The following is a 22,493-nucleotide window of genomic DNA, read 5'->3' on the forward strand; positions in this document are numbered from 1 at the left end:
CATAAAAAAGGTCTTGATACACAAGACCTTTTTTATTTCCGAGGGAGACTCGCTTAACCCATATTTTACATGGCTTTCGAGCAAATCTCGTGTCTAGGGATACAAGTAGGGATACAAAAATGACGGCATTGTGAGGCCTGCAGATAATGATCAAAATTTTTCTCAGGTTGCCCTTTCGCCAATTGTGCCTCAATCTCTTTGAGATGTTACGGAAAGGGAGTTGTAAGTCGTGGTCGAGCCTTGTCTTGGGTCTTTGTGTTTCACTTCGGTATTGTCCAGTGATCCCAAATTTTTTGGATTCTCTGAGTTTCTAGCCGGTTTGGCATTGATGGTTCTGGCTTGGACAATAGCGGATGTTTCGTACAAGTTTCGAGTCGCAACAGCTCCCATACCTCTTAGACGTTTCACATTTTATATGGTAGCTATTGTTGGGCTGCTAACGTTATTGACCGATTTATGGCGTGCGGAGCAGTGGCTCGTACCGAAAGGAAATGTATTTACTCCGTCGACATGGCAAGCTTTTTTGGGGTTTCTTTTTTTAGTGACGTTTCTATCCTGGGCTTGGTACGCATTTATCCGTCCTCCCGTTTTTGGACGAGGCAGCGCAAAGCATTTCGCTCACGCAGTTTATCACTTTGTATTAAAGGGGACTCCGGCTGAGCTGGCAGTAGTAGCGGAGGAGTTACGAAGGTCTGCTGAAAACATCGTTAAATATGCGATCGATTACGGAGGTGGTAAGGCACGTAATAAAGCGGGCAATGAAACGAGATTAAGTAAGTCTTCGGTTTCGTCGTATGCAGAAGATGTTCTGATGCTTATATCTGAGAAGAAGTTCTGTAGAGCCATAGTCGATGCGTCGCCTGGAACTGCGTTAGAGCTATTTCATGCGATTAAAGAGTCGCAGAAATACTCAATACGAATAAATGTGTTCTCCAAGAATATAATTAATTATGCGTTGGTAAATAAGGAATCATTTCTATATCAAGAGGCTGGCGATTATGATTCCGGATTGATAGGTCATTACAAGCCTTTGAGCCAAGCTATGTTCTCAGATCACACGATGGTAGAAGAAATAGGTTCAATGTTTGAGCTTGACCTGTGGGGGGATTTTACCTTCGGAGCTGCACAGTGGGAGGCATATTGTCGTGTGGTACTAATGACATACTCGGATAAGGTTAATGGTGACTTCTGGGGAGGATCAAGATCCCTGTGGCATGCTTTCGAAAATATAAAAAATTCTGTCAGTGATTTGTATAAGCTTAATGGGCTTGATGATTATTCGTTAAAGGATGACTCTGTAAAAAAATTACGTGTGATAGTTGAGTTTATAAAGAGTGCGATTTCTATTCTTGAGGAGCGGGGGGTGCCTGAATACTTGCCGCTACGGAAGAATAATCTGTCTGGAACTCATTATGATCAACTCGCCAATCTGATATTTGAGGTCGTTCATAGCGCGGGTGCTATACAGTCACCTTGGGGGTTGTCATGGTGGATGCACCATAACTCTTTGTGGGGTGAACTGTTTGGTGGCTTTTCCTCTAACGGGCCTGCAAGCAAGGTAATTCAGTATAAGTTAAGGCGGCTGATATATGACGAAATTCAGCGGATGAAAGAATATCCGAATTTTAAAGGGGCTAAGTACGTCAGTTTTTTTCTCAATGTACTTGGTATTTTGCCTTATAAGCTCAAGAATAAACATGAAAAAATTATTCGAAATATTATAGTGGGTTGGGTGAAAGAGTTTTATGTTGGCTTACACCAGCAGAACCCTCAGGTAGCAACGCAATGCCTCGTAGACGGAATAGTTTATGATGAGCAAAGATTGCGATTGGTTAAAACGTATTCATCTAATGCCCTGCGTCCTAAACCCAAGAAGGTGTATTTGCAATTGTTGGAAAAGGCGGTGTTGTGAGGAGTTGGTTGCCGAGTTTTAATCCAGGAATTTAAGGCGGTTTCGGAGCTGATCAAATGTGCGGACAAAGGTTGTTGATTACTATTTAAAGTGGGCTTCAAATTTTAAAAGGGTGTCAGCCAGTGGCAAGTCTTTTGGTTTCTTCTTTTCGGTTGTCTCTTGCGGTAATAAAATTTAAGTTGGAGAAAAAAATTCTGGCACGTTTAACCGTAATGTATTTTGCGCCAGTACCGCTATAAAGCTCGTAAAAGCGGTCCCAGTTTTTTATGAGTTCTTCACGTATATTTCTTGCTGTTGATTTGTCAGAGGTCTCTATCGCTAGAACACAATCGGAAAGAGCAATTATTTTATCATTTTCTAGTATGCAGATTTTTTCTTGAGTAACCATGCCAACTCTAGGGAACAGGATCGCAGGGCCTTTTATCGTTATTTTTGATGAGACGTTTCCATGAATGGATGTGAAGCATATTTTTCCATTTTTTAGCTCCGTAGTATGTACGAGCGGGAAACCATCAGCGCATGGGTTGATAGAGTGCATCTGAATACGTCCCCGTTTGATATCAACGTACCCAGTTTCTTTGTCTGATTCGGTTATCAGCCGGAGTGTGTTTCTCGCAACTTTGCGACGGCTAATTTTTACAATTGAAGTTCTGGCCACTGCGCTTTTGAAGGCTCTCATGTGGTTGTCAGTTATTATTTCTACATCATAGTGTTCGCTTATTACCGACCAGCCCTGTGAGTCTCGTTCACTTGTCAGTGATCCATTCGGTAGTATTGCAAGCATGTATCCATGGTCGGAAAGATACTTTAAGCTCAAGCTTATAAACGCAGCTGCCAGTCCAGATTTTACTCCTTCATAATCAAGCCACTCAGTAGGCTTACGTCCTCTTTCGCTAAAGGGAGGGTTCAGCAGTATTAAATCCATTGAAAGCTTTTTTAGCGAAAATTTAGTGTGAGTATGCGCTGAGGGCTTGAGGAAATCTGAGCAAGAGACATGCCATGATGTATTTTGTGATGCAATTAATCGAGCGCTTTTGGGACTTAGATCGTTAGCAAAAATTGAAGCTTTCGGCCACGTTTCAGCAGCTTCATTTAGCAAGCTCCCTTCACCTGCTGAAAAGTCCGCAATCGTGCGAGGAGAAAAGTTTTCCGGCACACATGCAATCATTGCTTGTGCTAGTTCTCTTGGAGTGTAATGAATGTCAATCATAGATTGATAGATCTACGCGGTCGATTTGTGGGACGTTTGGAGTGCAGGGCTGACGCTTCATCAAAAAGCGCTGAGACATGATACACAAGTAGACGCGCAGTGCCTCCTGTACGGCCTGCTTTTCTTATCGGGTGGTCATGCACCAGCTCTACCGGAGTGTTGTTGGCCAATGTGAATAAAACCGCCCCGAGTGCGTGTGGTTTTGTACCTATAAGTGCAATTTTTAGTGATTGTCCAGCGGAATCTTTCGCGATTTCCTCTAATAGGTAAAAGCAGCTGAATGGGCAATTTGCAGGAGCATATCTTATTGCCTGCCATGCTTCGGTTTCCGTCAAAGCGCCTTTGTTGCCTACGTAAGTCTCAAATACATACCAAGGTTTGAATCCGGGTGAACCCACTATAGGCGTTATATACTCATATCCTGGTTGGATTTGTTCTACTATGTAACGAAGGCGTGGGCCTTCGAAACCTAAAAGAGGAATAAAAGTAAATTTTTCGCTGTTTCTTGATGATAAAGTCGCAAATCCCGGTAGCGGGGATATGCCTTGAATACTAGTGCTAAGGTCATAGATCTGACCTTCGACTGGCGCAGCGCTTCTAGAATACATGTCAGGCTCAACATAGACGGCCAGAACTTCTAGTTTGGCTGATAGGGCGGCTTTTAAAATTCCTGCCCAGACAGAATGTGTTAATCCTGTAATATCGATGTAAACCTTCACGCCGGGGGCGGCATCTTTCCAGAGTGTTTGTATTTCTAATTCAGATCGAAGTGAAATAAACGATGAGTCTCCTTTCAGCTGAAAAGAGCTTTGGGTTTCATAGCATATTTCACAGATTTCTACGCCTTGAATAGTCGAACGCCATGATTCAATGTGTGATGCACGAAGCTCCCCGGTTGATGCGAAGATATAAATACTATTCTCGACAGGATTAAATTCCCTCGCATGCTCGAAAGTATCCGTTAGAATCGGCAGATCCTTAGTTTCCCGCATAGTAAGATCCAAATAGGTTTAGTTGGTCGGGCAGCTTCAAGTCGTCGCTTCGGTTGCTTTGGGATAGAACTTCTCTTATGGTCTCTCGCGGGTATGAAATTAAACCAAGTAGCTGTTGATCTGCGAGAAGGAACTTCCTTTTTTTTCTGTGGCTAAATACAAAAAGAGCTGAAAATATTGGGTGCAGTCGATAGTCATAGTCTGCAGTATCACTCTCTGACATCAGTTTGTTGCCTGGAGAGCGAACGAGAGCTAGGTGCATGACTGCTTGATCTAGTATTTTTTTAACTTGTTCAGAAGCGTCTGATCGGGCGGAATCTTGCTTTATGTGAAATTGATTTACCTCAGGTGCATGACCGTTTGCGTCAGAAGCCATTACTTGAAGAATTCGACCTATGCTAAGGACAACCTTCGTAAGCTTTCCTCCCTCAACGCTAAGCCCTTCCAACTCGGATAAATTTTTCCTGCCAATATCTTCCGCTGCTTCTGTTTGGGATTTGGGAGAGATAGGCTCCTGAGGCGTCCCGTCATTTTCTACATGGCGTGTAAATGCTGCATGTACTAATTCAAGTAGATAACGAATATTTCCATTTGCTAGAGAGACATACACGTCCCAGCCAGCGTAATACTTGCTTAAGCCGCGCTTTCCTTTTCTGATCGTATAAAGTGAAGCATAAAAATGGTTGTCCAATCTATGTTTCCAATCACTTCTGTCTTTCAGCCATGATTGAACATTTGAAGCAAAGCTTTCGTCGCTTCCTCCGCCCCAGTAGCTAAGAAAAAACAAGTATCCCGCTTCGATTTTTAGCGCGTCTTCATGTAGGTGTTGTGGGAGAACGAGCTTTAGACGTTCTTTGAGCTTCGTTTTTCCTTCTTGCCCTAACAGTAACTCAGCCTCTTCCAGTTCTGAAATCGAAGGAAGCAGTTGTTGGGGGGTCGTTATGACTGCTCCTTCCTCGGGAAAGGCACTCGATATTCTTTGCCTAATAACAGACTCTGCAAATGCAGGGAAACGTGATTCGTTTAGTTTGTCGGCAATGTTTATGCGCGCATAATCTGCAGGTGAAGTTAATTGCTCATTTGGATTTAAGGTTGCGCGTTGTCGCCAGCCGAGTTCGCGAACACCAATTTTAAATGTATAGTTGGTGTTTGCGTGTTTTATTATCGTGTTCAAAACTTTTTGCTGATAGTCTTCAAAGTTTTCGAACTCGTCAATAAGAAAGAAGAACTGTTTTCCTTGTAGTGCAGTTGATTTTAGAAGGGCGCTGGCGAGTTCGTCTAGTGGCGCGCCTAGTGTAGATATTCTGTCTGGAGGGTTGTCTACAATCGTATTTATTAGAGATTCGAAGTCTAGTATGAGATATTCAATTTCTTCAGCAAGGATATCAATGGACTCAATATCTTTAAGTCCAAGTGTGATGGCGACTTTTTTGAGTTCTTTTGTTGGGATGTCAATTGTGGTTTCTGTGTTCTCTTGGAACCATTTCACAAAATCGAGCAGCAATTGGCAAAAAGTTAAATTGATATAGTGGCCGAAATAAGCGCTCCATTTTTCTTCTGTTAGTTCCGCGCCTCTAAAGGCGGTAACCCTATTGGTGTTTACTCTGTAATATACTCCATAAAATGGCCATTCTTTTATGGGGTTGGGGTTGGTCGATAGTGCCTGCTGTCCTTCATAGGATAAGCCACGAAGAACTGTTGTTTTGCCTGTTCCTCGGCCACCAATTAACACGCATGGGCGGTGGGTGCGCAACTCTTCAAAATACGACGGTTCATTGAACAGTGAAAATATAGCTTCATTTAGCCATTCTGCTTTATAGAGGCCAAGGGTTTTGCTGAGTCGTCGGGCGGTATCTTCTTGGATTAAGGTCATTACAGTGCACCCTTCTTAACAAGCGGCTTCCAGTTGTTTTGCTGTGTATAAAAAATCGGAAGTGTTGCATCTGGACAGCCATGGCCGAATGCGAGAGCCAGTCCCAGCTTATGAAATCCCCGCCAGCAGTCTTCACCACCATCAGTATCGGGAATTCCAATTCGAGCACTTACAGATGCTACGAACTCCGGGCCTTCTGTTTTCATGTCCTCTCGCCATATTGCTGAATCATTACTCAAGGCGCTTTGGCGCGAAGTATAAAAGTGAGCAGGAACAATCTTAACTCCGGCACACCTAATCGCGATATTTGAGCGCCCTAGCTCAGTGCATATGACTGGGCAGTAGAAGTATTTAATCTTATCGCCTAAGTACGCATGGACATCTTTGAAGGAGATTTTATGCTGGCCGATAGTGTATTTGCGCTCCCATGTATCTCCGAATTGGTTTCCTGATCCTACAAAATCATCAACAAATAAGATGTTTGCGGTATTGCCACTCGCAAAATAAGCCAGGGCGATTTCTGGGGAGACTATTCTTTCCTCGTCTAACATCAAGACATCACGGGCGAGTCGCGCAAAAGCAAAGCCGCTGTCCGCGTCTCGAGGTACTTCTCCTGTCACTCTTACAACTACTAAAGAGCTTACAAAATTTGACCATTCCGCTCTGGAATTTTGAAGAGAATTTTTATCTGAGATCACATGTTGCGAGATATTAAGAAAGGCGCTTCTGAACATCTGTTTGACTAGCTCGTCGGTGAAGAAGGTGAAACCATCGAGAAGTCTTAATGCTAAAGGTAGTTCGTCGGGTAGGAAGTTAGATATCCAGGCGTGAGGATCAAAGTTCCCCCTTTTTGGCCATAACCCTGTGGTAACCATGTAGCGCCATTTATCAGTAGGTAGCACGACTTCCATGTGTTACTCCTGGTTAGGTTCTGGCTTTATAAGCGGTTTCAAGGCGTGCGTATAAATCTTCAGCAAAGGTCACAGAGTCGATTGACAACTCATCAATTATTTCGCTTAGCCAAACGTTATCTTCTCTGTTTTTCCATATTTTTATGTAATTACCGGTTTTATATCCGTTGTCCTGACGAAAAGCGTTTAGTACATTTTTTCCGACGTAGGATTTAAATAGCTCTTCTGCAGTCAGACTACTTAATCTTGCTAGAATGATAAATGAGTCTATGTCGAAGCTTTTTGATTGGAGTGTTGCTGCAGCAAAGCTCTCTATTGCACTTAAAATTTTTGTAGGGGATGGCTGCTCATTTAAAGGTCTATCAATTTCATATAAGGCAGTGGACAACACCTTTGCGGCATCTGGGCTAAATCGATTAGATGTTAAAGCTTCGCTCAAGCCGAAATGCCAGATGTCGACTAGTTCAAGCTTCATTTGAGGGAAGTCAATATCTTGAGCCTTCCACCATTTCCAACCCACGTGGTCCATTAACTCGGCACATTCAGTCCAAATGGCGCGATACCACGGGTTTTTTGCAGAGCGCCAGTCGTCATTAATTTTGGTGTTTATAGAGTCTTGTAATTGAAGCATCAGCTGAGCTTGGTTTTGCAGCAGTGCTAACCTTTCCATGTGTTACCTCAGAGGATTACCAGTACGTTGTGCCGAAGAACTCTTAGAAATGATGTTATCACCCCTATACATCCGCGTCTTTCAATGCTTGTGCACCTTGCTGGTGACACATTTCACCCGTTTTTCGAAACCATCATGCTCGCTTGAAACTAGGAATGAAAAGACGGACATATCCGCATAAATCTCAGCTAGAGGGAATCCGCGAGTCTGATAACCCGTGTAGGGGGCGGCCCCCTAGGGAGGGCCCATGATTCCAGGTTTCGCCAGCTGGCTTGAAGTCGCTTACTAGGTCATAGCGGATGATCTGGATCACGAGCGAGAAAAAAAAAGATGCGCTACGCCGTGGTGGTGGCGCGTACTCCTCCGCTGAAGGCCATCGCTCGGCATGGGGCACGGGGGCTTTCAGATAGCTCCGCGTGTTCCATGTGTTCCACCTACGCTGGAAGCACCGGTTTACAAGGGTTTCGCTGGTGGAACACCGAAAACGAAAAACCGGAACACAAGCTAAGTGGTACACGTTTGGTGTTCCGCCTAGGGGCTCAGGTTTGGAATATCACCGCTTCAGCGGTGATATGTTCGGGTCACACTACTAGCAACTCCTCGATAGAAATTGCCTGTGCCATTTCAAGAATTTTGCGATGGGTAATGTGTTTGGGACCCATTGGGGCCTGCAAAGGGACGTTGAGATCCTCCAAGTTGCTATAGCGGCGTTCGAGCGCTTTTTCTGTCGCGGTGAACTGCGCGGCGACTTTGGCAAAGTCTTGCGCCGCCTTGTCCAAGCGTTCTGCCCAGAGTAGGCGTGCAGCGTTCAGATGATCTTGGCGATAATTCGCTAGCCGCTGCTTCGCGTCTGAGATCGCAACATCCTATTTCTCGATCTCGGTCGTTAACGTAGCCAGAAGCGTATTGAGTCCACGTTTACCTTGAGCGGCTTGTGTCATTGCTTCCGATGCTTGCTTGAGAGCCTTTTCGGCACGCTGTTCGGCTGCGTCGTCAGCGTCGGCCAACGCTGCTGCGTATGCGCCGGCAGCACGTTGTTCAGCGGTTTGAGCTTTTTCGATTTCGCCGCGTTGCTCCCGTTGTGCTTTATCAAGCTTGGAGGAGATTTTGATGCGTTTCTCTCCTGGTTTCCTGAACTCGCCCTTTTCTCGTCATGACGGAGGTTGGCGACCTCACTTCAGCCTCTGAAATCCGACAAAACAAACGACGTACAGCTCGTAAGATAAGCTGCAACCCCCTCCAACGACGGCATCACCTCGCTACACGACTCGGTGCGCTCCCCGTCAGCCTCCTGAATCACGCTAACGGTATACCCGCCCTCAACCCGCCGCAGGGTGCCCACATATTTAACCGCACGATCCTCTTCGTCACTAAATGACGTAGCGACGAGATCCTTCTCTGGCAAGGCTTGCTCCGTTCGCGTCATCAGTGCCTTACGCTTCGCAGCGTAATCCTTCGCGGCGATCGCGCCGACAATCGCGACGGCGATCCAGAAGAGCATTTCCAGATTGCTCATCATTCGTCGTTTCGCTTCATGGGTTTCGGTTAGCCAACTGCCTATCGCTGCGATGATGTCGTCCATGGATTGCCTGCGTAGGCGTGTGTTTTGCCTGTTAAGTCTGCAACGCGGAGCGTCGCGGGATGCGTTACCACGCGGAGCGTGGGAACGAGCGCTGGGGGTTATAGAATATCTTTCACATAACCGTTAAGCGCGATGAGCGGAGCGTGAAGGTCGTCCATCTTCTGCACAGCGCTGAAATCCGAAGCCAAACGATGCAGCTCTCGGCCCAGCACTGTATCCACCCCACCAATCGCCCCCAACGCTAAATCCAGGCATCGACTTATTTCGCCCTGAATCCCAGCCACATCGCCCCGCCGTATCAACAACTCAAAAACCTCGCGGTCGCAACTGCCCATCAATGGATCATCCCGCAGAATCGGGCTGTGACCCTCTGTCTCATAAGCCAGCTTGAGGGAGTAAAGAGCGACCGTTTCCAGCAGCAATTCCATGGGGTGAAATCCTTAGTGACTGGGTGGGGAGGGTGGGTTGATGGTTTATGTCTTGGATTTGGCTGCTTGGGGTATTGGTGAGGGTGGTGACCGCATTGTGAGCGCTTCGCGCTCAAGCGGGAGCAAGCTCCCTCGCCACAGGTTCTTCTCCTGCCACAGGTTTTTCCCCTACCACAGGTTTTTCCCTGCTACAGGTTCTTCTCTACCACCGGGGGTCTTCCTTGTTCCCAGGTTCTTCCTTACCACAGGTTCTTCCTCTCCATGGGGTTGGCTATGGGGACCGCTTCGCGGCCCAGCGGGGATAAATCCCCTCGCCACAAAGGGGGAGTAAATCCCATCACCACACAGGGGAGCGGGGATAAATCCTCTCACCACAACCGCGGGTGGGGAATTGGCTGAGCTCTGCGTTAGCCGCGAAAAACCACTTTCCTGCAGACGAAAAAAAAGACCTTGAATTTCAAGGTCTTTCTTTAAGATGGTGCCCCGAGGGAGACTCGAACTCCCACTCCTTTCGAAAACGGATTTTGAATCCGCCGCGTCTACCAATTCCGCCATCAGGGCTCAATGGCGGCGAAGTATAGAGAGGTGCCTACCGTTGGTCAATCACGTTTCATGGTGAATTTTTGATATTTCCGCTAGACTTTCCGGCCCTGCTAGACGAACCCCATCATGCGTGTTGCTGACTTTACCTTCGAACTCCCGGATTCGCTGATCGCTCGCCACCCTCTGGCCGAGCGTCGCGCCAGTCGACTGTTGACCCTGGACGGGGTCAGCGGTGCCATGGCTCACCGTCAATTCACTGATTTGCTTGAGCATTTGCGCCCGGGCGATTTGATGGTGTTCAACAATACCCGGGTGATTCCGGCGCGGTTGTTTGGCCAGAAGGCCTCTGGCGGCAAGCTGGAGATTCTGGTGGAGCGGGTGCTGGACAGCCATCGCGTGCTGGCCCATGTGCGGTCGAGCAAGTCGCCCAAGCCCGGTTCGTCGATCTTGATCGACGGCGGCGGTGAGGCGCGGATGGTGGCGCGGCATGATGCGTTGTTCGAGCTGGCGTTTGCCGAAGAGGTGTTGCCGCTGCTCGAGCGTGTCGGGCACATGCCGTTGCCTCCTTATATAGACCGCCCGGACGAAGGTTCGGACCGCGAGCGGTATCAGACCGTGTACGCCGAGCGCCTGGGGGCGGTGGCGGCGCCGACGGCGGGGCTGCATTTTGATCAGCCGTTGCTGGAGGCCATTGCCGCCAAGGGCGTGGAGACGGCGTTCGTGACGCTGCACGTCGGTGCCGGGACGTTCCAGCCGGTGCGCGTCGAGCGTATCGAGGATCACCACATGCACAACGAATGGCTGGAAGTCAGCCAGGACGTGGTCGATGCCGTGGCGGCCTGTCGCGCCCGCGGCGGTCGGGTGGTGGCGGTGGGCACCACCAGCGTGCGCTCCCTGGAAAGCGCCGCGCGCGATGGCGTGCTCAAGCCGTTCAGTGGCGACACCGATATCTTTATCTACCCGGGCCGGCCGTTTCATGTGATCGATGCCCTGGTCACCAACTTTCATTTGCCTGAATCCACGCTGTTGATGCTGGTTTCGGCGTTCGCCGGTTATCCCGAAGCCATGGCCGCCTACAAGGCCGCCGTCGAGCATGGATACCGCTTTTTCAGCTACGGTGATGCGATGTTCATCACCCGTAACCCCGCGCCACGCGGACCCGAGGAAACAGTATGAGTCGCACCTGTCGCATGTCCTTCGAGTTGCTCGCCACCGATGGCAAGGCTCGTCGCGGTCGTCTGACCTTCCCCCGCGGTACCGTGGAAACCCCCGCGTTCATGCCGGTGGGCACCTACGGCACGGTCAAGGGCATGCTGCCGCGTGACATCGAGGCGATTGGCGCGGAAATCATCCTCGGTAATACCTTCCACCTGTGGCTGCGCCCGGGCATGGAAGTGATCAAGGCCCACGGCGACCTGCACGATTTCATGCAGTGGAAAGGCCCGATCCTGACCGACTCCGGCGGCTTCCAGGTGTTCAGCCTGGGCGCGATGCGCAAGATCAAGGAGGAGGGCGTGACCTTCGCCTCGCCGGTCGATGGTTCCAAGGTGTTCATGGGGCCGGAAGAGTCGATGCAGGTGCAACGCGACCTGGGCTCGGACATCGTGATGATTTTCGACGAATGCACGCCGTACCCGGCCGATGAAGATGTGGCGCGGGTGTCCATGGAGCTGTCGTTGCGCTGGGCCCAGCGTTCGAAGAACGCCCATGGCGAGAACACCGCGGCGCTGTTCGGCATTGTGCAGGGCGGCATGCACCGCGACCTGCGCATGCGCTCGCTCGAAGGCCTGGACAAGATCGGCTTCGACGGCCTGGCGATTGGCGGCCTGTCGGTGGGCGAGCCCAAGCACGAGATGATCAAGGTGCTCGATTACCTGCCGGGCGAGATGCCGGCTGACAAACCTCGTTACCTTATGGGCGTTGGCAAACCGGAAGATCTGGTTGAGGGTGTGCGCCGCGGTGTGGACATGTTCGATTGCGTGATGCCAACCCGTAATGCCCGCAATGGGCATCTGTTTATCGACACCGGTGTGCTGAAGATCCGTAACGCGTTTCATCGCCATGATAATTCGCCGCTGGATCCGACTTGCGATTGCTACACCTGCCAGAACTTCTCCCGCGCTTATCTGCATCATTTGGACAAGTGCGGCGAAATGCTCGGCAGTATGCTCAATACCATCCACAATTTGCGCCATTATCAGGTGCTTATGGCTGGTTTGCGCGAGGCTATCCAACAAGGTACATTGGCCGCCTTTGTCGAGGCCTTCTATGCCAAGCGCGGGTTGCCTGTTCCGCCTTTGGACTGAGTTTTCCGATCCTAGATTCAATACTTGCAACTGGAGTGCTAAATGAGCTTTTTTATCTCTAATGCCATGGCTGACGCGGCTGCACCGGCTGCTGGCCCTATGGGCGGTGGTTTCGAGTGGATTTTCCTGGTCGGCTTCCTGGTCATTTTCTACCTGATGATCTGGCGTCCACAGGCCAAGCGCGCCAAAGAGCAGAAGAACCTGCTCAGCAGCCTGCAAAAGGGCGATGAAGTGGTCACCACCGGCGGCATCGCTGGCAAGATCACCAAAGTGGCCGATGACTTCGTGGTACTGGAAGTGTCCGACACTGTTGAAATGAAGTTCCAGAAGGGCGCCATCGCGGCCACGCTGCCAAAAGGCACGCTGAAAGCGATCTAAGTAACAACTTCTTTTCAATCGACGGGGCGCGCAAGGCGCCCCGCGTCATAAGCGGGCGGCGTGATGCTGAACAAATACCCTCTGTGGAAATATGTACTGATCCTGGCGGTGCTGGCGGTCGGTCTGATTTATTCCGCTCCCAATCTATACCCGGATGACCCGGCCATTCAGGTCAGTGGCGCAAGCACTGCGCTGCAGGTCACCCAGGCCGATCTGGACCGTGCGAGCGCTGCGCTCAAGGCGTCCAATATCGAGGTCAAGGCTGCGTCCATCGCCGAAAACGGCAAGGGCGGCCTGTTGCGCCTGGTCAAGTCTGAAGACCAACTGCCAGCCAAGGACGTGGTCCGCAAGGCGTTGGGCGACGATTACGTTGTGGCCCTGAACCTGGCCCAGACCACTCCGCAATGGCTGCGCAACCTCGGCGCGCATCCGATGAAGCTGGGCCTGGACTTGTCCGGTGGTGTGCACTTCCTGCTGGAAGTGGACATGGACAAAGCCCTCGACGCGCGGATGAAGGTCTACGAAGGCGACGTCAAGAGCCTGTTGCGCAAGGACCGCGTGCGTTATCGCAGCCTGCCGCCACTCGACGGTGCCATTCAGCTGGGCTTCAGCGATGAAGATACCCGCGAGCAGGCCCGTGCGCTGATCCGCAAGAATTTCAACGATTTCGACATTGTACCGGCCGACCTCAATGGTCAGGCGGTGCTGCGTCTGGCGATGACCCCGGCCAAGCTGGCGGAAATCCGCGAATACTCCATCAAGCAGAACTTGACCACGGTGCGTAACCGCGTCAACGAGCTGGGTGTGGCCGAGCCGATCGTGCAGCGCCAGGGCGCCAACCGCATCGTGGTTGAGCTGCCAGGCGTGCAGGACACCGCCGAAGCCAAGCGTATCCTCGGCAAGACCGCCAACCTGGAGTTCCGCCTGGCCGCTGAGCCGGGTGCTTCCAAGGCCACTTCCGAGAGTTTCGAGTTCCGTGAGGGCGGTCGTCCGGCGGCGCAGATCGAGCGTGGCCTGATCATCACCGGTGACCAGGTGACCGACGCCCAGGCGGGCTTCGACGAGCAGGGTCGTCCACAGGTGAACATTCGCCTGGACGGCCACGGCGGCGAACTGATGAGCCGCGCCACGCGCAGCAACGTCGGTCGCAGCATGGCGGTGATCTTCATCGAGCAGAAACCGACCACCACCTACACCAAGCAAGTGGTCAACGGCGTCGAGAAAGACGTGCCGGTGCAGACCTTCAAGGAAGAGAAGAAGATCATCAGCCTGGCGACCATCCAGTCGCCACTGGGCAGCCAGTTCCGCATCACCGGCCTGAATGGCCAGGGTGAATCCTCGGAACTGGCCCTGCTGCTGCGTGCCGGTGGCCTGGCCGCGCCGATGTACTTCGCGGAAGAGCGCACCATTGGCCCGAGCCTGGGTGCCGACAACATCACCAAGGGTGTCGATGCATCCCTGTGGGGCATGCTGTTCGTGTCGTTGTTCATCATCGCCATCTACCGCTTCTTCGGCCTCATCGCCACCGTTGCGCTGGCGGTGAACATGGTGCTGCTGCTGGCACTGATGTCGCTGCTGGGCGCGACGCTGACCCTGCCGGGTATCGCCGGTATCGTCCTGACCATGGGCATGGCGGTGGACGCCAACGTGCTGATCTTCTCGCGGATACGTGAAGAGATCGCCGCGGGCATGTCGATCCAGCGGGCAATCAACGAAGGCTTCGGCCGGGCATTCACTGCGATTGTCGACTCCAACCTGACCACGTTGCTGGTCGGCGGGATTCTCTTTGCCATGGGCACCGGCCCGGTCAAGGGCTTCGCAGTGACCATGTCCCTCGGGATCTTTACCTCGATGTTCACAGCCATTCTGGTGACCCGTGCAATGGTCAACCTGATTTATGGTGGCCGTGACTTCAAGAAGTTGTGGATTTAAGGGGCTGCCATGTTACGTACAATCAACTTCATGGGCGTTCGCAACATTGCGTTCGGCGTCACATTGTTTCTCACGGTCCTGGCGTTGTTCAGCTGGGCCACCAAGGGTCTGAACTACGGCCTGGACTTCACCGGCGGTACGCTCATCGAGCTGACCTACGAGCGTCCGGCCGACGTCACCAAGGTGCGTGAGCAACTGGCGACCTCGGGCTACAGCGATGCCATCGTGCAGAGCTTTGGCGCAACGACTGACCTGTTGGTGCGTATGCCCGGTGAAGACCCGCAATTGGGTCACCAGGTAGCCGAAGCCTTGCAGAAGGCCGGCGGCGACAACCCGGCCCAGGTCAAGCGCGTCGAGTTCGTCGGCCCGCAAGTGGGTGAAGAGCTGCGCGACCAGGGCGGCCTCGGCATGCTGTTGGCGCTGGGTGGCGTGATGCTCTACCTGGCCTTCCGCTTCCAGTGGAAGTTCGCGGTGGGCGCCATTGTCTCGCTGATCCACGACGTGATCGTGACCGTGGGCATCCTGTCGTTCTTCCAGATCACCTTCGACTTGACGGTGCTGGCGGCGGTGCTGGCGATCATCGGTTACTCGCTCAACGACACCATCGTGGTGTTCGACCGGGTGCGTGAAAACTTCCGAGTGCTGCGCAAGGCGTCCTTGATCGAGAACATCAACATCTCGACCACCCAGACCCTGTTGCGGACCATGGCGACGTCGATCTCCACCTTGCTGGCGATTGCCGCGCTGCTGTTCTTCGGCGGCGACAACCTGTTCGGTTTCTCCATTGCGCTGTTCATTGGTGTGATGGCGGGTACTTACTCGTCGATCTACATCGCCAACGTGGTGTTGATCTGGCTGAACCTGAGCACCGAGGACCTGATTCCTCCTGCGACCACTGACACGGAAGTGGACGACCGCCCGTAAGGCTTCGGTTCCACCCGTCACAGCTGAAAAGGCGCGAGTTGAACTCGCGCCTTTTTTTGTGCTCCAAGGCTGGGAGAAGCGCGGATTAATCCGCTTGTGATGGTCAGGAGGTTCAAGTGAACAAATCGATGCTGGTTGGTGCGGTATTGGGTGCTGTCGGTGTAACAGCCGGTGGTGCGGTCGCCACCTACAGCTTGGTAAAAAGTGGCCCTGAGTATGCGCAAGTATTGGCCGTGGAGCCGGTCAAGACCCAAATCAAGACCCCGCGTGAAGTGTGCAAGGACGTCACCGTGACTCGGCAGAAGCCAGTCCAGGACCAGCACCAGATCGCCGGTACCGTGCTGGGTGCCGTAGCTGGTGGCCTGCTGGGTAACCAGATCGGCGGCGGCACCGGCAAGAAAATCGCCACCGTGGCGGGTGCGGCCGGTGGTGGTTATGCCGGTAACAAGATTCAGGAAGGCATGCAGGAACGCGACACCTACACCACCACCCAAACTCGCTGCAACACGGTCAATGACATCAGCGACAAGGTTGTAGGCTACGACGTTCGCTACATGCTCGACGGCAAAGAAGGCAAAGTCCGCATGGACCGCGACCCGGGCAACCAGATCCCGGTGAGCAAGGAAGGCCAACTGATCCTGGGCCAGAACGAACCGGCCCAGTAATCCAACCGCTATGAAAGAAGCACCCTTCGGGGTGCTTTTTCATTCCCGCATTTCATGCCCCATCCCGGCCACCCAAACCTCCTGTGTGGGAGCAAAGCTTGCTCGCGATGACAGCGGCACATCCAACATTGATGCAAGCTGACCCACTGCTATCGCGAGCAAGCTTTGCTCCCACAGGCTTTGCTCTTGAAAACTTGCAGATAATTGGAGGTATGTCGAAATCCGGGCATAAAAAAAGCACCCCGAAGGGTGCTTTTTCTGTAGCCGAGCTGCTTAGCGCTTCAGCGAAGCCGGCAGGTGCGGCTGGATGGCGGTGAGCACAGCCTTGAAGCATTTGGTGTTGCCGGCAACGATGTGGCCTTTTTCAAGGAAGTCGTGGCCACCGGTGAAGTCGCTCACCAAACCACCGGCTTCCTGGATCAGCAGGGCGCCTGCAGCCATGTCCCATTCGGACAGGCCCGATTCCCAGAACGCATCGAAACGGCCAGCGGCCACATAAGCCAGGTCCAGGCTCGCAGCACCGGCGCGGCGGATGCCGGCGGTCTGGCCGACCAGGGCGCGGAACATGCCCAGGTAATTGTCCAGGTTGTCCATCTGGTCGTCACGGAACGGGAAGCCGGTGCCCAGCAGGGCGCCGTCCAGGCTGGTGCGGCCGCTGACGCGCAGGCGACGACCGTTCAGTTGGGCGCCACGGCCACGGCTGGCGGTGAATTCTTCCTGGCGAACCGGGTCCAGCACGACGGCGTGTTCCAGGCGACCACGGTATTTGCAGGCGATGCTGACAGCGAAGTGAGGAATGCCGCGCAGGAAGTTGGTAGTGCCGTCCAGCGGATCGATGATCCACAGGTACTCTTCACCTTCGATGCCAGTACCGGCGTGCATGCCAGTCTCTTCACCGAGGATCGAGTGGTTGGGGTAAGCCTTGCGCAGGGCGTCGACGATTTTTTGCTCGGCGGCGCGATCAACCTCGGACACGTAGTCCTTGGCGTCTTTTTCATCGACCTTGATGGTATCCAGGCGCTCGATGGAGCGGAAGATCAGTTCACTGGCGCTGCGGGCGGCGCGCAGCGCGATATTCAGCATGGGCTGCATGGATGTGTCACCTAAGGTTGTTAAAGAAAGCCGCGCATTCTATCAGAAAGTTTTCTCAGGAGAAGGTTGGTGTTCGCTTTCATAGCTTAACGGTAGGTGCTTATGTAAGATTTGCTCCCTTTATCGTGTTCGAGAGCGCCTCCCTTGTTGCAGAACATTCGTGTCGTCCTGGTCAATACCAGCCATCCGGGTAACATCGGCGGAGCTGCGCGGGCCATGAAGAACATGGGCCTGTCGCGCCTGGTGCTGGTCGAGCCGCGCTTGTTTCCCCATCACGAAGCCGACGCCCGGGCCTCCGGCGCCGGTGACATCCTGGCCAATGCCCAGGTCGTCGCCACCCTGGAAGACGCCCTGGTGGGGTGCAACCTGGTGCTCGGCACCAGCGCCCGCGACCGCCGTATCCCCTGGCCGCTGCTCGACCCCCGCGAATGCGGGACCAAAGTGGTCGAGGAAGCCGCGCAAGGCTTCGAGATCGCCCTGGTGTTTGGCCGTGAAGACTCCGGCCTGACCAACGACGAGCTGCAGCGATGTCACTTTCACGTGCATATCCCTTCCGACCCCGAGTTCAGTTCCTTGAACCTGGGGGCGGCGGTGCAGGTGTTGAGCTATGAAGTGCGTATGGCTTGGCTGGCAGCCGAAGGCAAGCCCAGCAAAGTCGAAAAAACCGAGGTCACGTCGCCGCGCAGTGAGACACTGGCGACCATGGACGAGTTGGAACGATTCTTTGAACACCTGGAACAGACCCTGGTGGACATCGAGTTCCTCGACCCGGAAAAGCCGCGACACTTGATGGCGCGCCTGCGTCGGTTGTACGGACGAAGCTCGGTCAGCCGGGCGGAGATGAATATATTGCGCGGCATCCTCACGGAAACCCAGAAGGCGGCCCGTGGCGAGCTGATTAAGCGGAAGAAATAAAATGTTCGAACGTTTGCGTGAAGATATCCAAAGTGTTTTCCATCGTGACCCGGCGGCGCGCAATGCCTTTGAAGTGCTGACCTGCTACCCGGGGATGCACGCCATCTGGATCCATCGCCTGTCCGGCGCCTTGTGGAACATGGGCTGGAAGTGGCTGGCGCGGGTTGTCTCGAACTTCGGGCGCTGGTTGACCGGGATCGAGATCCACCCGGGCGCCAAGGTCGGTCGCCGCTTCTTCATCGACCACGGCATGGGCATCGTCATCGGCGAAACCGCCGAGATCGGCGATGACGTGACCCTGTACCAGGGCGTGACCCTCGGCGGCACCAGCTGGAACAAAGGCAAGCGCCACCCCACCCTGGAAGACGGCGTGGTGGTGGGTGCCGGCGCCAAGGTGCTCGGGCCGTTCACGGTAGGGGCGGGGGCGAAAGTCGGCTCCAACGCGGTCGTAACCAAGGCCGTGCCGCCTGGCGCGACCGTGGTGGGCATCCCTGGGCGGATCATCGTCAAGTCCGATGACGAGCAGGACGCCCGTCGCAAGGCCATGGCCGAGAAGATCGGCTTCGATGCCTACGGTGTCGGCGAAGACATGCCCGACCCGGTCGCCCGCGCCATCAACCAGTTGCTCGATCACCTGCAGGCCGTCGATGGGCGCCTGGAGGGGATGTGCGGCGCCCTGAAGGACCTGGGCAGTAATTACTGTGCCAAGGACCTGCCTGAGCTGCGCGAGGAAGATTTTGCGTGTGTGAAGGACAAGGATGAGACCCAGGCCAGTTAAACCGAGGTGCCTGCATCGCGGGCAAGCCTTGCTCCCACAGGAGTCCTGATTTTTACAGGGCCCCTCCGTTGGGGCGGAGGGATCCTGTGGGAGCAAAGCTTGCTCGCGATAAACGATCACGCGGTATAGCTGGTCGCCGCCAACCAGCCTTTGCTATCATGCGCGCGCTCTTTCGCGGGTAAACCTGAGTAAAGCACTAGGTCTTATACTTGACTTAAATACTCGGGAATTGCATACTCGCCCCCATTCCGAACTCCGTGGTAATTGTCCATGCGACTGACTACAAAAGGCCGATACGCCGTGACCGCAATGCTGGATCTGGCATTGCATGCGCAGCACGGGCCGGTGTCCCTGGCCGATATCTCCGAGCGCCAGGGCATTTCCCTGTCTTATCTTGAGCAGCTGTTCGCCAAGCTGCGCCGTAGCAACCTGGTATCCAGCGTTCGCGGCCCCGGCGGCGGCTACCAGCTGTCGCGCGACATGCAGGGCATCCAGGTTGCCCAGGTGATCGATGCGGTGAATGAATCGGTCGATGCGACCAAATGCCAGGGCCTTGGCGACTGCCATGGCGGCGATACTTGCCTGACCCACCACTTGTGGTGCGACCTCAGCCTGCAGATCCACGAATTTCTAAGCGGTATCAGCTTGGCTGACCTTGTAACTCGTCGTGAGGTGCAAGAAGTAGCCCAGCGTCAGGACCAGCGCCGTTGCAATAGCAAGGCGCCGCACCTGGACAAGATTGAAGCGTCCGCCGTCGAATGACTGCCGCAGAGCACGCGGAACGCCAGCCAGCCTGATTTAGGAGAAAGTCCATGAAATTGCCGATTTACCTTGATTACTCTGCGACCACCCCGGTTGATCCGCGTGTTGCGCAAAAAATGAGTGAATGCCTGCTGGTCGACGGAAACTTCGGTAACCCGGCGTCCCGTTCCCACGTGTTCGGCTGGAAGGCCGAAGAGTCGGTGGAAAACGCCCGCCGCCAGGTCGCCGACCTGGTCAACGCCGACCCGCGTGAAATCGTCTGGACCTCCGGTGCCACCGAGTCCGACAACCTGGCAATCAAGGGTGTCGCGCACTTCTATCACACCAAGGGCAAGCACCTGATCACCTCCAAGATCGAGCACAAGGCTGTCCTGGACACCATGCGCCAACTGGAGCGTGAAGGCTTCGAAGTCACCTACATCGAGCCCGGTGAAGACGGCATCATCACCCCGGCCATGGTCGAAGCCGCCCTGCGCGACGACACCATCCTGGTTTCGATCATGCACGTGAACAACGAAATCGGCACCGTCAACGACATCGCGGCCATCGGCGAGCTGACCCGCTCCAAGGGCGTCCTGTTCCACGTCGACGGCGCCCAGTCCACCGGCAAGGTCGACATCGACCTGTCCAAGCTGAAAGTCGACCTGATGTCGTTCTCGGCCCACAAGACCTACGGTCCTAAAGGCATCGGCGCCCTGTACGTCAGCCGCAAGCCGCGTGTTCGCCTCGAAGCGACCATGCACGGCGGCGGTCACGAGCGTGGCATGCGTTCCGGCACCCTGGCGACCCACCAGATCGTCGGCATGGGTGAAGCCTTCCGTGTAGCCAAGGAAGACATGGCTGCCGAGAACGTGCGCATCAAGGCCCTGAGCGACCGTTTCTTCAAGCAGGTCGAGCACCTGGAAGAACTCTACGTCAACGGCAGCATGATCGCCCGCGTACCGCACAACCTGAACCTGAGCTTCAACTATGTTGAAGGCGAGTCGCTGATTATGGCGCTCAAGGATCTGGCCGTGTCGTCCGGTTCGGCCTGCACCTCGGCATCGCTTGAGCCTTCGTACGTACTGCGCGCCCTGGGCCGCAACGACGAACTGGCCCACAGTTCGATCCGCTTCACCTTCGGCCGTTTCACCACCGAAGAAGAAATCGATTACGCCGCGCAGAAAGTCTGCGAGGCCGTTACCAAGCTGCGCGCTCTGTCGCCGCTGTGGGACATGTACAAAGACGGCGTCGACATTTCGAAAATCGAGTGGGCGGCGCACTGAAGAAGTCGCCACCAGAGCGACTCACTGATGAGGATTGAAGCAAATGGCATATAGCGAAAAGGTCATCGACCACTACGAGAACCCGCGCAACGTCGGCAAGATGGACGCGCAGGATCCTGATGTCGGCACCGGCATGGTCGGCGCCCCGGCGTGCGGCGACGTCATGCGCCTGCAGATCAAGGTCAACGAGCAAGGCATCATCGAAGATGCCAAGTTCAAGACCTATGGCTGCGGTTCCGCCATCGCGTCCAGCTCCCTGGCCACCGAGTGGATGAAGGGCAAGACCCTTGATGAAGCCGAAACCATCAAGAACACCCAGCTGGCCGAAGAACTGGCCCTGCCGCCAGTGAAGATCCACTGCTCGGTACTCGCCGAAGACGCCATCAAGGCCGCCGTTCGCGATTACAAGCAGAAGAAAGGCTTGATCTGATCCGCGCATTGGTAAGGAGTTTTCATGGCTATCCAGATGACAGAAGCGGCAGCTAACCATATCCAGCGCTCCCTTGCGGGGCGCGGCAAGGGCGAGGGTATCCGCCTGGGTGTTCGCACCACGGGCTGTTCCGGCCTCGCCTATGTACTGGAATTCGTCGACGAAGTGGGCGAAGACGATCAGGTGTTCGAGAGTCATGGTCAGAAAGTGATCATCGACCCGAAAAGCCTGACGTACCTGGACGGCACCGAACTGGATTTCGTCAAGGAAGGGTTGAACGAAGGCTTCAAGTTCAACAACCCCAACGTGCGCGGTGAATGTGGCTGCGGCGAAAGCTTCAACATCTGAGGCAGCTTGTGGGTACTCCTTGTCATTTTGCGTTGTTCCAGATGCAGCCTGCGTTCCAGCTGGATCTCGATCAGTTGTCCGCGCGTTACCTTGAATTGGCCCGTGGCGTCCATCCCGACCGCTTTGCCGATGCTTCCGAGGCGGAGCAGCGGCGGGCGCTCGAGCAGTCGGCGAACCTCAACGAGGCCTACCAGACGCTCAAGCACCCGGCCAAGCGCGCGCGTTACCTGCTCGCCATCAGCGGCCATGAGTTGCCGCTGGAGGTCACGGTCCACGATCCCGAGTTTCTTTTGCAGCAGATGCAATGGCGCGAAGAGCTCGAGGACCTGCAGGACAGCGCCGACCTGGCCGGTGTCGCGGTATTCAAGCGTCGCTTGAAAGACGCCCAGCAAGCACTGAACGAAAGCTTCGCAGCCTGCTGGAACGATGCCGCGCAACGCGAACAGGCCGAACGCCTGATGCGGCGCATGCAGTTCCTCGACAAGCTCACCTACGAAGTGCGCCAGCTCGAAGAGCGCCTCGACGATTAACCCAGTGCCGCTCCGGTCGCACGCCTGATTACAGATAAGTCCTGATT

At 54.1% G+C, this 22,493-nt stretch carries 23 protein-coding genes and 1 tRNA gene; 14 read left to right on the forward strand and 10 right to left on the reverse strand.

Annotation, left to right across the window (positions count from 1 at the left end; translation table 11 throughout):
* Positions 1 to 229 precede the first annotated feature (229 nt).
* Positions 230 to 1,912 carry a hypothetical protein gene (locus Q7F16_RS05635; protein WP_409555946.1) on the forward strand — a complete coding sequence of 561 codons (1,683 nt, stop codon included), beginning with the start codon at positions 230 to 232 and terminating at the stop codon, positions 1,910 to 1,912.
* Between the two features lie 115 nt (positions 1,913 to 2,027).
* Here the strand turns inward: Q7F16_RS05635 and Q7F16_RS05640 are convergent, their stop codons facing one another.
* From Q7F16_RS05640 to Q7F16_RS05680, 9 genes are all read right to left on the reverse strand, one after another.
* Positions 2,028 to 3,122 carry an N-6 DNA methylase gene (locus tag Q7F16_RS05640; RefSeq protein WP_409555945.1) on the reverse strand — a complete coding sequence of 365 codons (1,095 nt, stop codon included), beginning with the start codon at positions 3,120 to 3,122 and terminating at the stop codon, positions 2,028 to 2,030.
* Positions 3,119 to 4,114: a hypothetical protein gene (locus Q7F16_RS05645; protein WP_409555944.1), complete on the reverse strand. Its 996-nt coding sequence runs from the start codon at positions 4,112 to 4,114 to the stop codon at positions 3,119 to 3,121. Before Q7F16_RS05645 ends, Q7F16_RS05640 begins: the two co-directional genes overlap by 4 nt.
* Positions 4,101 to 5,987, reverse strand: coding sequence for an ORC-CDC6 family AAA ATPase (locus tag Q7F16_RS05650; RefSeq protein WP_409555943.1), 1,887 nt, complete (start codon positions 5,985 to 5,987; stop codon positions 4,101 to 4,103). Before Q7F16_RS05650 ends, Q7F16_RS05645 begins: the two co-directional genes overlap by 14 nt.
* Positions 5,987 to 6,898, reverse strand: a complete 912-nt coding sequence (locus Q7F16_RS05655) for a phosphoribosyltransferase-like protein (protein ID WP_409555942.1) — start codon at positions 6,896 to 6,898, stop codon at positions 5,987 to 5,989. Before Q7F16_RS05655 ends, Q7F16_RS05650 begins: the two co-directional genes overlap by 1 nt.
* Before the next feature lie 13 nt (positions 6,899 to 6,911).
* A complete protein-coding gene (locus Q7F16_RS05660) occupies positions 6,912 to 7,568 on the reverse strand; it encodes a dUTP diphosphatase (RefSeq protein WP_409555941.1) in 657 nt (218 codons plus the stop codon).
* 581 nt (positions 7,569 to 8,149) lie between these two features.
* The gene (locus Q7F16_RS05665; RefSeq protein ID WP_409555940.1) at positions 8,150 to 8,347 is read right to left on the reverse strand and encodes a hypothetical protein; all 198 of its coding nucleotides are present in this window, start codon (positions 8,345 to 8,347) and stop codon (positions 8,150 to 8,152) included.
* 398 nt (positions 8,348 to 8,745) lie between these two features.
* Positions 8,746 to 9,150: a hypothetical protein gene (locus Q7F16_RS05670; protein WP_409555939.1), complete on the reverse strand. Its 405-nt coding sequence runs from the start codon at positions 9,148 to 9,150 to the stop codon at positions 8,746 to 8,748.
* Between the two features lie 98 nt (positions 9,151 to 9,248).
* Positions 9,249 to 9,578: a hypothetical protein gene (locus tag Q7F16_RS05675; RefSeq protein WP_409555938.1), complete on the reverse strand. Its 330-nt coding sequence runs from the start codon at positions 9,576 to 9,578 to the stop codon at positions 9,249 to 9,251.
* Between the two features lie 476 nt (positions 9,579 to 10,054).
* Positions 10,055 to 10,139 (reverse strand) — tRNA-Leu (locus tag Q7F16_RS05680).
* A 108-nt stretch (positions 10,140 to 10,247) separates the two neighbouring features.
* On the opposite strand from Q7F16_RS05680, the gene queA reads away from it, so the two are divergent.
* The 6 genes from queA to Q7F16_RS05710 all read left to right on the forward strand — a co-directional run bounded on the left by queA (position 10,248) and on the right by Q7F16_RS05710 (position 16,326).
* Positions 10,248 to 11,297: a tRNA preQ1(34) S-adenosylmethionine ribosyltransferase-isomerase QueA gene (queA, locus tag Q7F16_RS05685; RefSeq protein ID WP_409555937.1), complete on the forward strand. Its 1,050-nt coding sequence runs from the start codon at positions 10,248 to 10,250 to the stop codon at positions 11,295 to 11,297.
* Between the two features lie 14 nt (positions 11,298 to 11,311).
* Positions 11,312 to 12,427, forward strand: a complete 1,116-nt coding sequence (gene tgt / locus Q7F16_RS05690; RefSeq protein ID WP_168188549.1) for a tRNA guanosine(34) transglycosylase Tgt — start codon at positions 11,312 to 11,314, stop codon at positions 12,425 to 12,427.
* Positions 12,428 to 12,469: 42 nt separating this feature from the next.
* A complete protein-coding gene (gene yajC, locus Q7F16_RS05695) occupies positions 12,470 to 12,805 on the forward strand; it encodes a preprotein translocase subunit YajC (RefSeq protein WP_007982729.1) in 336 nt (111 codons plus the stop codon).
* Positions 12,806 to 12,868: 63 nt separating this feature from the next.
* Positions 12,869 to 14,737, forward strand: coding sequence for a protein translocase subunit SecD (secD, locus tag Q7F16_RS05700; protein ID WP_079302544.1), 1,869 nt, complete (start codon positions 12,869 to 12,871; stop codon positions 14,735 to 14,737).
* 9 nt (positions 14,738 to 14,746) lie between these two features.
* On the forward strand, positions 14,747 to 15,661 hold the full coding sequence (secF, locus tag Q7F16_RS05705; protein ID WP_095974616.1) for a protein translocase subunit SecF: 915 nt from the start codon (positions 14,747 to 14,749) through the stop codon (positions 15,659 to 15,661).
* A 116-nt stretch (positions 15,662 to 15,777) separates the two neighbouring features.
* The gene (locus tag Q7F16_RS05710) at positions 15,778 to 16,326 is read left to right on the forward strand and encodes a glycine zipper 2TM domain-containing protein (RefSeq protein WP_014336691.1); all 549 of its coding nucleotides are present in this window, start codon (positions 15,778 to 15,780) and stop codon (positions 16,324 to 16,326) included.
* Between the two features lie 273 nt (positions 16,327 to 16,599).
* On the opposite strand, the gene suhB is transcribed toward Q7F16_RS05710, so the two are convergent.
* A complete protein-coding gene (gene suhB / locus Q7F16_RS05715; RefSeq protein ID WP_003185165.1) occupies positions 16,600 to 17,418 on the reverse strand; it encodes a type III secretion system regulator SuhB in 819 nt (272 codons plus the stop codon).
* A gap of 144 nt (positions 17,419 to 17,562) precedes the next feature.
* On the opposite strand from suhB, the gene trmJ reads away from it, so the two are divergent.
* From trmJ to hscB, 7 genes are all read left to right on the forward strand, one after another.
* Positions 17,563 to 18,333, forward strand: coding sequence for a tRNA (cytosine(32)/uridine(32)-2'-O)-methyltransferase TrmJ (gene trmJ / locus Q7F16_RS05720; RefSeq protein WP_003185164.1), 771 nt, complete (start codon positions 17,563 to 17,565; stop codon positions 18,331 to 18,333).
* A gap of 1 nt (position 18,334) precedes the next feature.
* On the forward strand, positions 18,335 to 19,111 hold the full coding sequence (gene cysE / locus Q7F16_RS05725; protein ID WP_046063909.1) for a serine O-acetyltransferase: 777 nt from the start codon (positions 18,335 to 18,337) through the stop codon (positions 19,109 to 19,111).
* Between the two features lie 270 nt (positions 19,112 to 19,381).
* Positions 19,382 to 19,873 (forward strand): Fe-S cluster assembly transcriptional regulator IscR, encoded by a 492-nt coding sequence (gene iscR / locus Q7F16_RS05730; RefSeq protein WP_003185160.1) that lies wholly within the window; start codon positions 19,382 to 19,384, stop codon positions 19,871 to 19,873.
* A gap of 50 nt (positions 19,874 to 19,923) precedes the next feature.
* A complete protein-coding gene (locus Q7F16_RS05735) occupies positions 19,924 to 21,138 on the forward strand; it encodes an IscS subfamily cysteine desulfurase (protein WP_014336693.1) in 1,215 nt (404 codons plus the stop codon).
* A gap of 43 nt (positions 21,139 to 21,181) precedes the next feature.
* A complete protein-coding gene (iscU, locus tag Q7F16_RS05740) occupies positions 21,182 to 21,568 on the forward strand; it encodes a Fe-S cluster assembly scaffold IscU (protein ID WP_003185157.1) in 387 nt (128 codons plus the stop codon).
* Positions 21,569 to 21,592: 24 nt separating this feature from the next.
* Positions 21,593 to 21,916: an iron-sulfur cluster assembly protein IscA gene (iscA, locus tag Q7F16_RS05745; RefSeq protein WP_003185155.1), complete on the forward strand. Its 324-nt coding sequence runs from the start codon at positions 21,593 to 21,595 to the stop codon at positions 21,914 to 21,916.
* An 8-nt stretch (positions 21,917 to 21,924) separates the two neighbouring features.
* A complete protein-coding gene (hscB, locus tag Q7F16_RS05750; protein WP_409555936.1) occupies positions 21,925 to 22,446 on the forward strand; it encodes a co-chaperone HscB in 522 nt (173 codons plus the stop codon).
* Positions 22,447 to 22,493 lie beyond the last annotated feature (47 nt).

Origin of the sequence: Pseudomonas sp. Lb2C2, assembly GCF_052112205.1 — a bacterium.
GTDB lineage: Bacteria > Pseudomonadota > Gammaproteobacteria > Pseudomonadales > Pseudomonadaceae > Aquipseudomonas > Aquipseudomonas kilonensis.

Excerpts from the sequence above, each read along its gene's own strand:
- iscU (WP_003185157.1), top strand. The coding sequence starts at position 21,182 with ATGGCATATAGCGAAAAGGTCATCGACCACTACGAGAACCCGCGCAAC.
- Q7F16_RS05735 (WP_014336693.1), top strand. The coding sequence starts at position 19,924 with ATGAAATTGCCGATTTACCTTGATTACTCTGCGACCACCCCGGTTGAT.
- secD (WP_079302544.1), top strand. The coding sequence starts at position 12,869 with ATGCTGAACAAATACCCTCTGTGGAAATATGTACTGATCCTGGCGGTG.
- iscA (WP_003185155.1), top strand. The coding sequence starts at position 21,593 with ATGGCTATCCAGATGACAGAAGCGGCAGCTAACCATATCCAGCGCTCC.
- secF (WP_095974616.1), top strand. The coding sequence starts at position 14,747 with ATGTTACGTACAATCAACTTCATGGGCGTTCGCAACATTGCGTTCGGC.
- suhB (WP_003185165.1), bottom strand. The coding sequence starts at position 17,418 with ATGCAGCCCATGCTGAATATCGCGCTGCGCGCCGCCCGCAGCGCCAGT.
- queA (WP_409555937.1), top strand. The coding sequence starts at position 10,248 with ATGCGTGTTGCTGACTTTACCTTCGAACTCCCGGATTCGCTGATCGCT.
- Q7F16_RS05660 (WP_409555941.1), bottom strand. The coding sequence starts at position 7,568 with ATGGAAAGGTTAGCACTGCTGCAAAACCAAGCTCAGCTGATGCTTCAA.
- Q7F16_RS05655 (WP_409555942.1), bottom strand. The coding sequence starts at position 6,898 with ATGGAAGTCGTGCTACCTACTGATAAATGGCGCTACATGGTTACCACA.
- Q7F16_RS05650 (WP_409555943.1), bottom strand. The coding sequence starts at position 5,987 with ATGACCTTAATCCAAGAAGATACCGCCCGACGACTCAGCAAAACCCTT.
- iscR (WP_003185160.1), top strand. The coding sequence starts at position 19,382 with ATGCGACTGACTACAAAAGGCCGATACGCCGTGACCGCAATGCTGGAT.
- yajC (WP_007982729.1), top strand. The coding sequence starts at position 12,470 with ATGAGCTTTTTTATCTCTAATGCCATGGCTGACGCGGCTGCACCGGCT.
- Q7F16_RS05645 (WP_409555944.1), bottom strand. The coding sequence starts at position 4,114 with ATGCGGGAAACTAAGGATCTGCCGATTCTAACGGATACTTTCGAGCAT.
- Q7F16_RS05640 (WP_409555945.1), bottom strand. The coding sequence starts at position 3,122 with ATGATTGACATTCATTACACTCCAAGAGAACTAGCACAAGCAATGATT.
- Q7F16_RS05670 (WP_409555939.1), bottom strand. The coding sequence starts at position 9,150 with ATGGACGACATCATCGCAGCGATAGGCAGTTGGCTAACCGAAACCCAT.
- tgt (WP_168188549.1), top strand. The coding sequence starts at position 11,312 with ATGTCCTTCGAGTTGCTCGCCACCGATGGCAAGGCTCGTCGCGGTCGT.
- Q7F16_RS05675 (WP_409555938.1), bottom strand. The coding sequence starts at position 9,578 with ATGGAATTGCTGCTGGAAACGGTCGCTCTTTACTCCCTCAAGCTGGCT.
- cysE (WP_046063909.1), top strand. The coding sequence starts at position 18,335 with ATGTTCGAACGTTTGCGTGAAGATATCCAAAGTGTTTTCCATCGTGAC.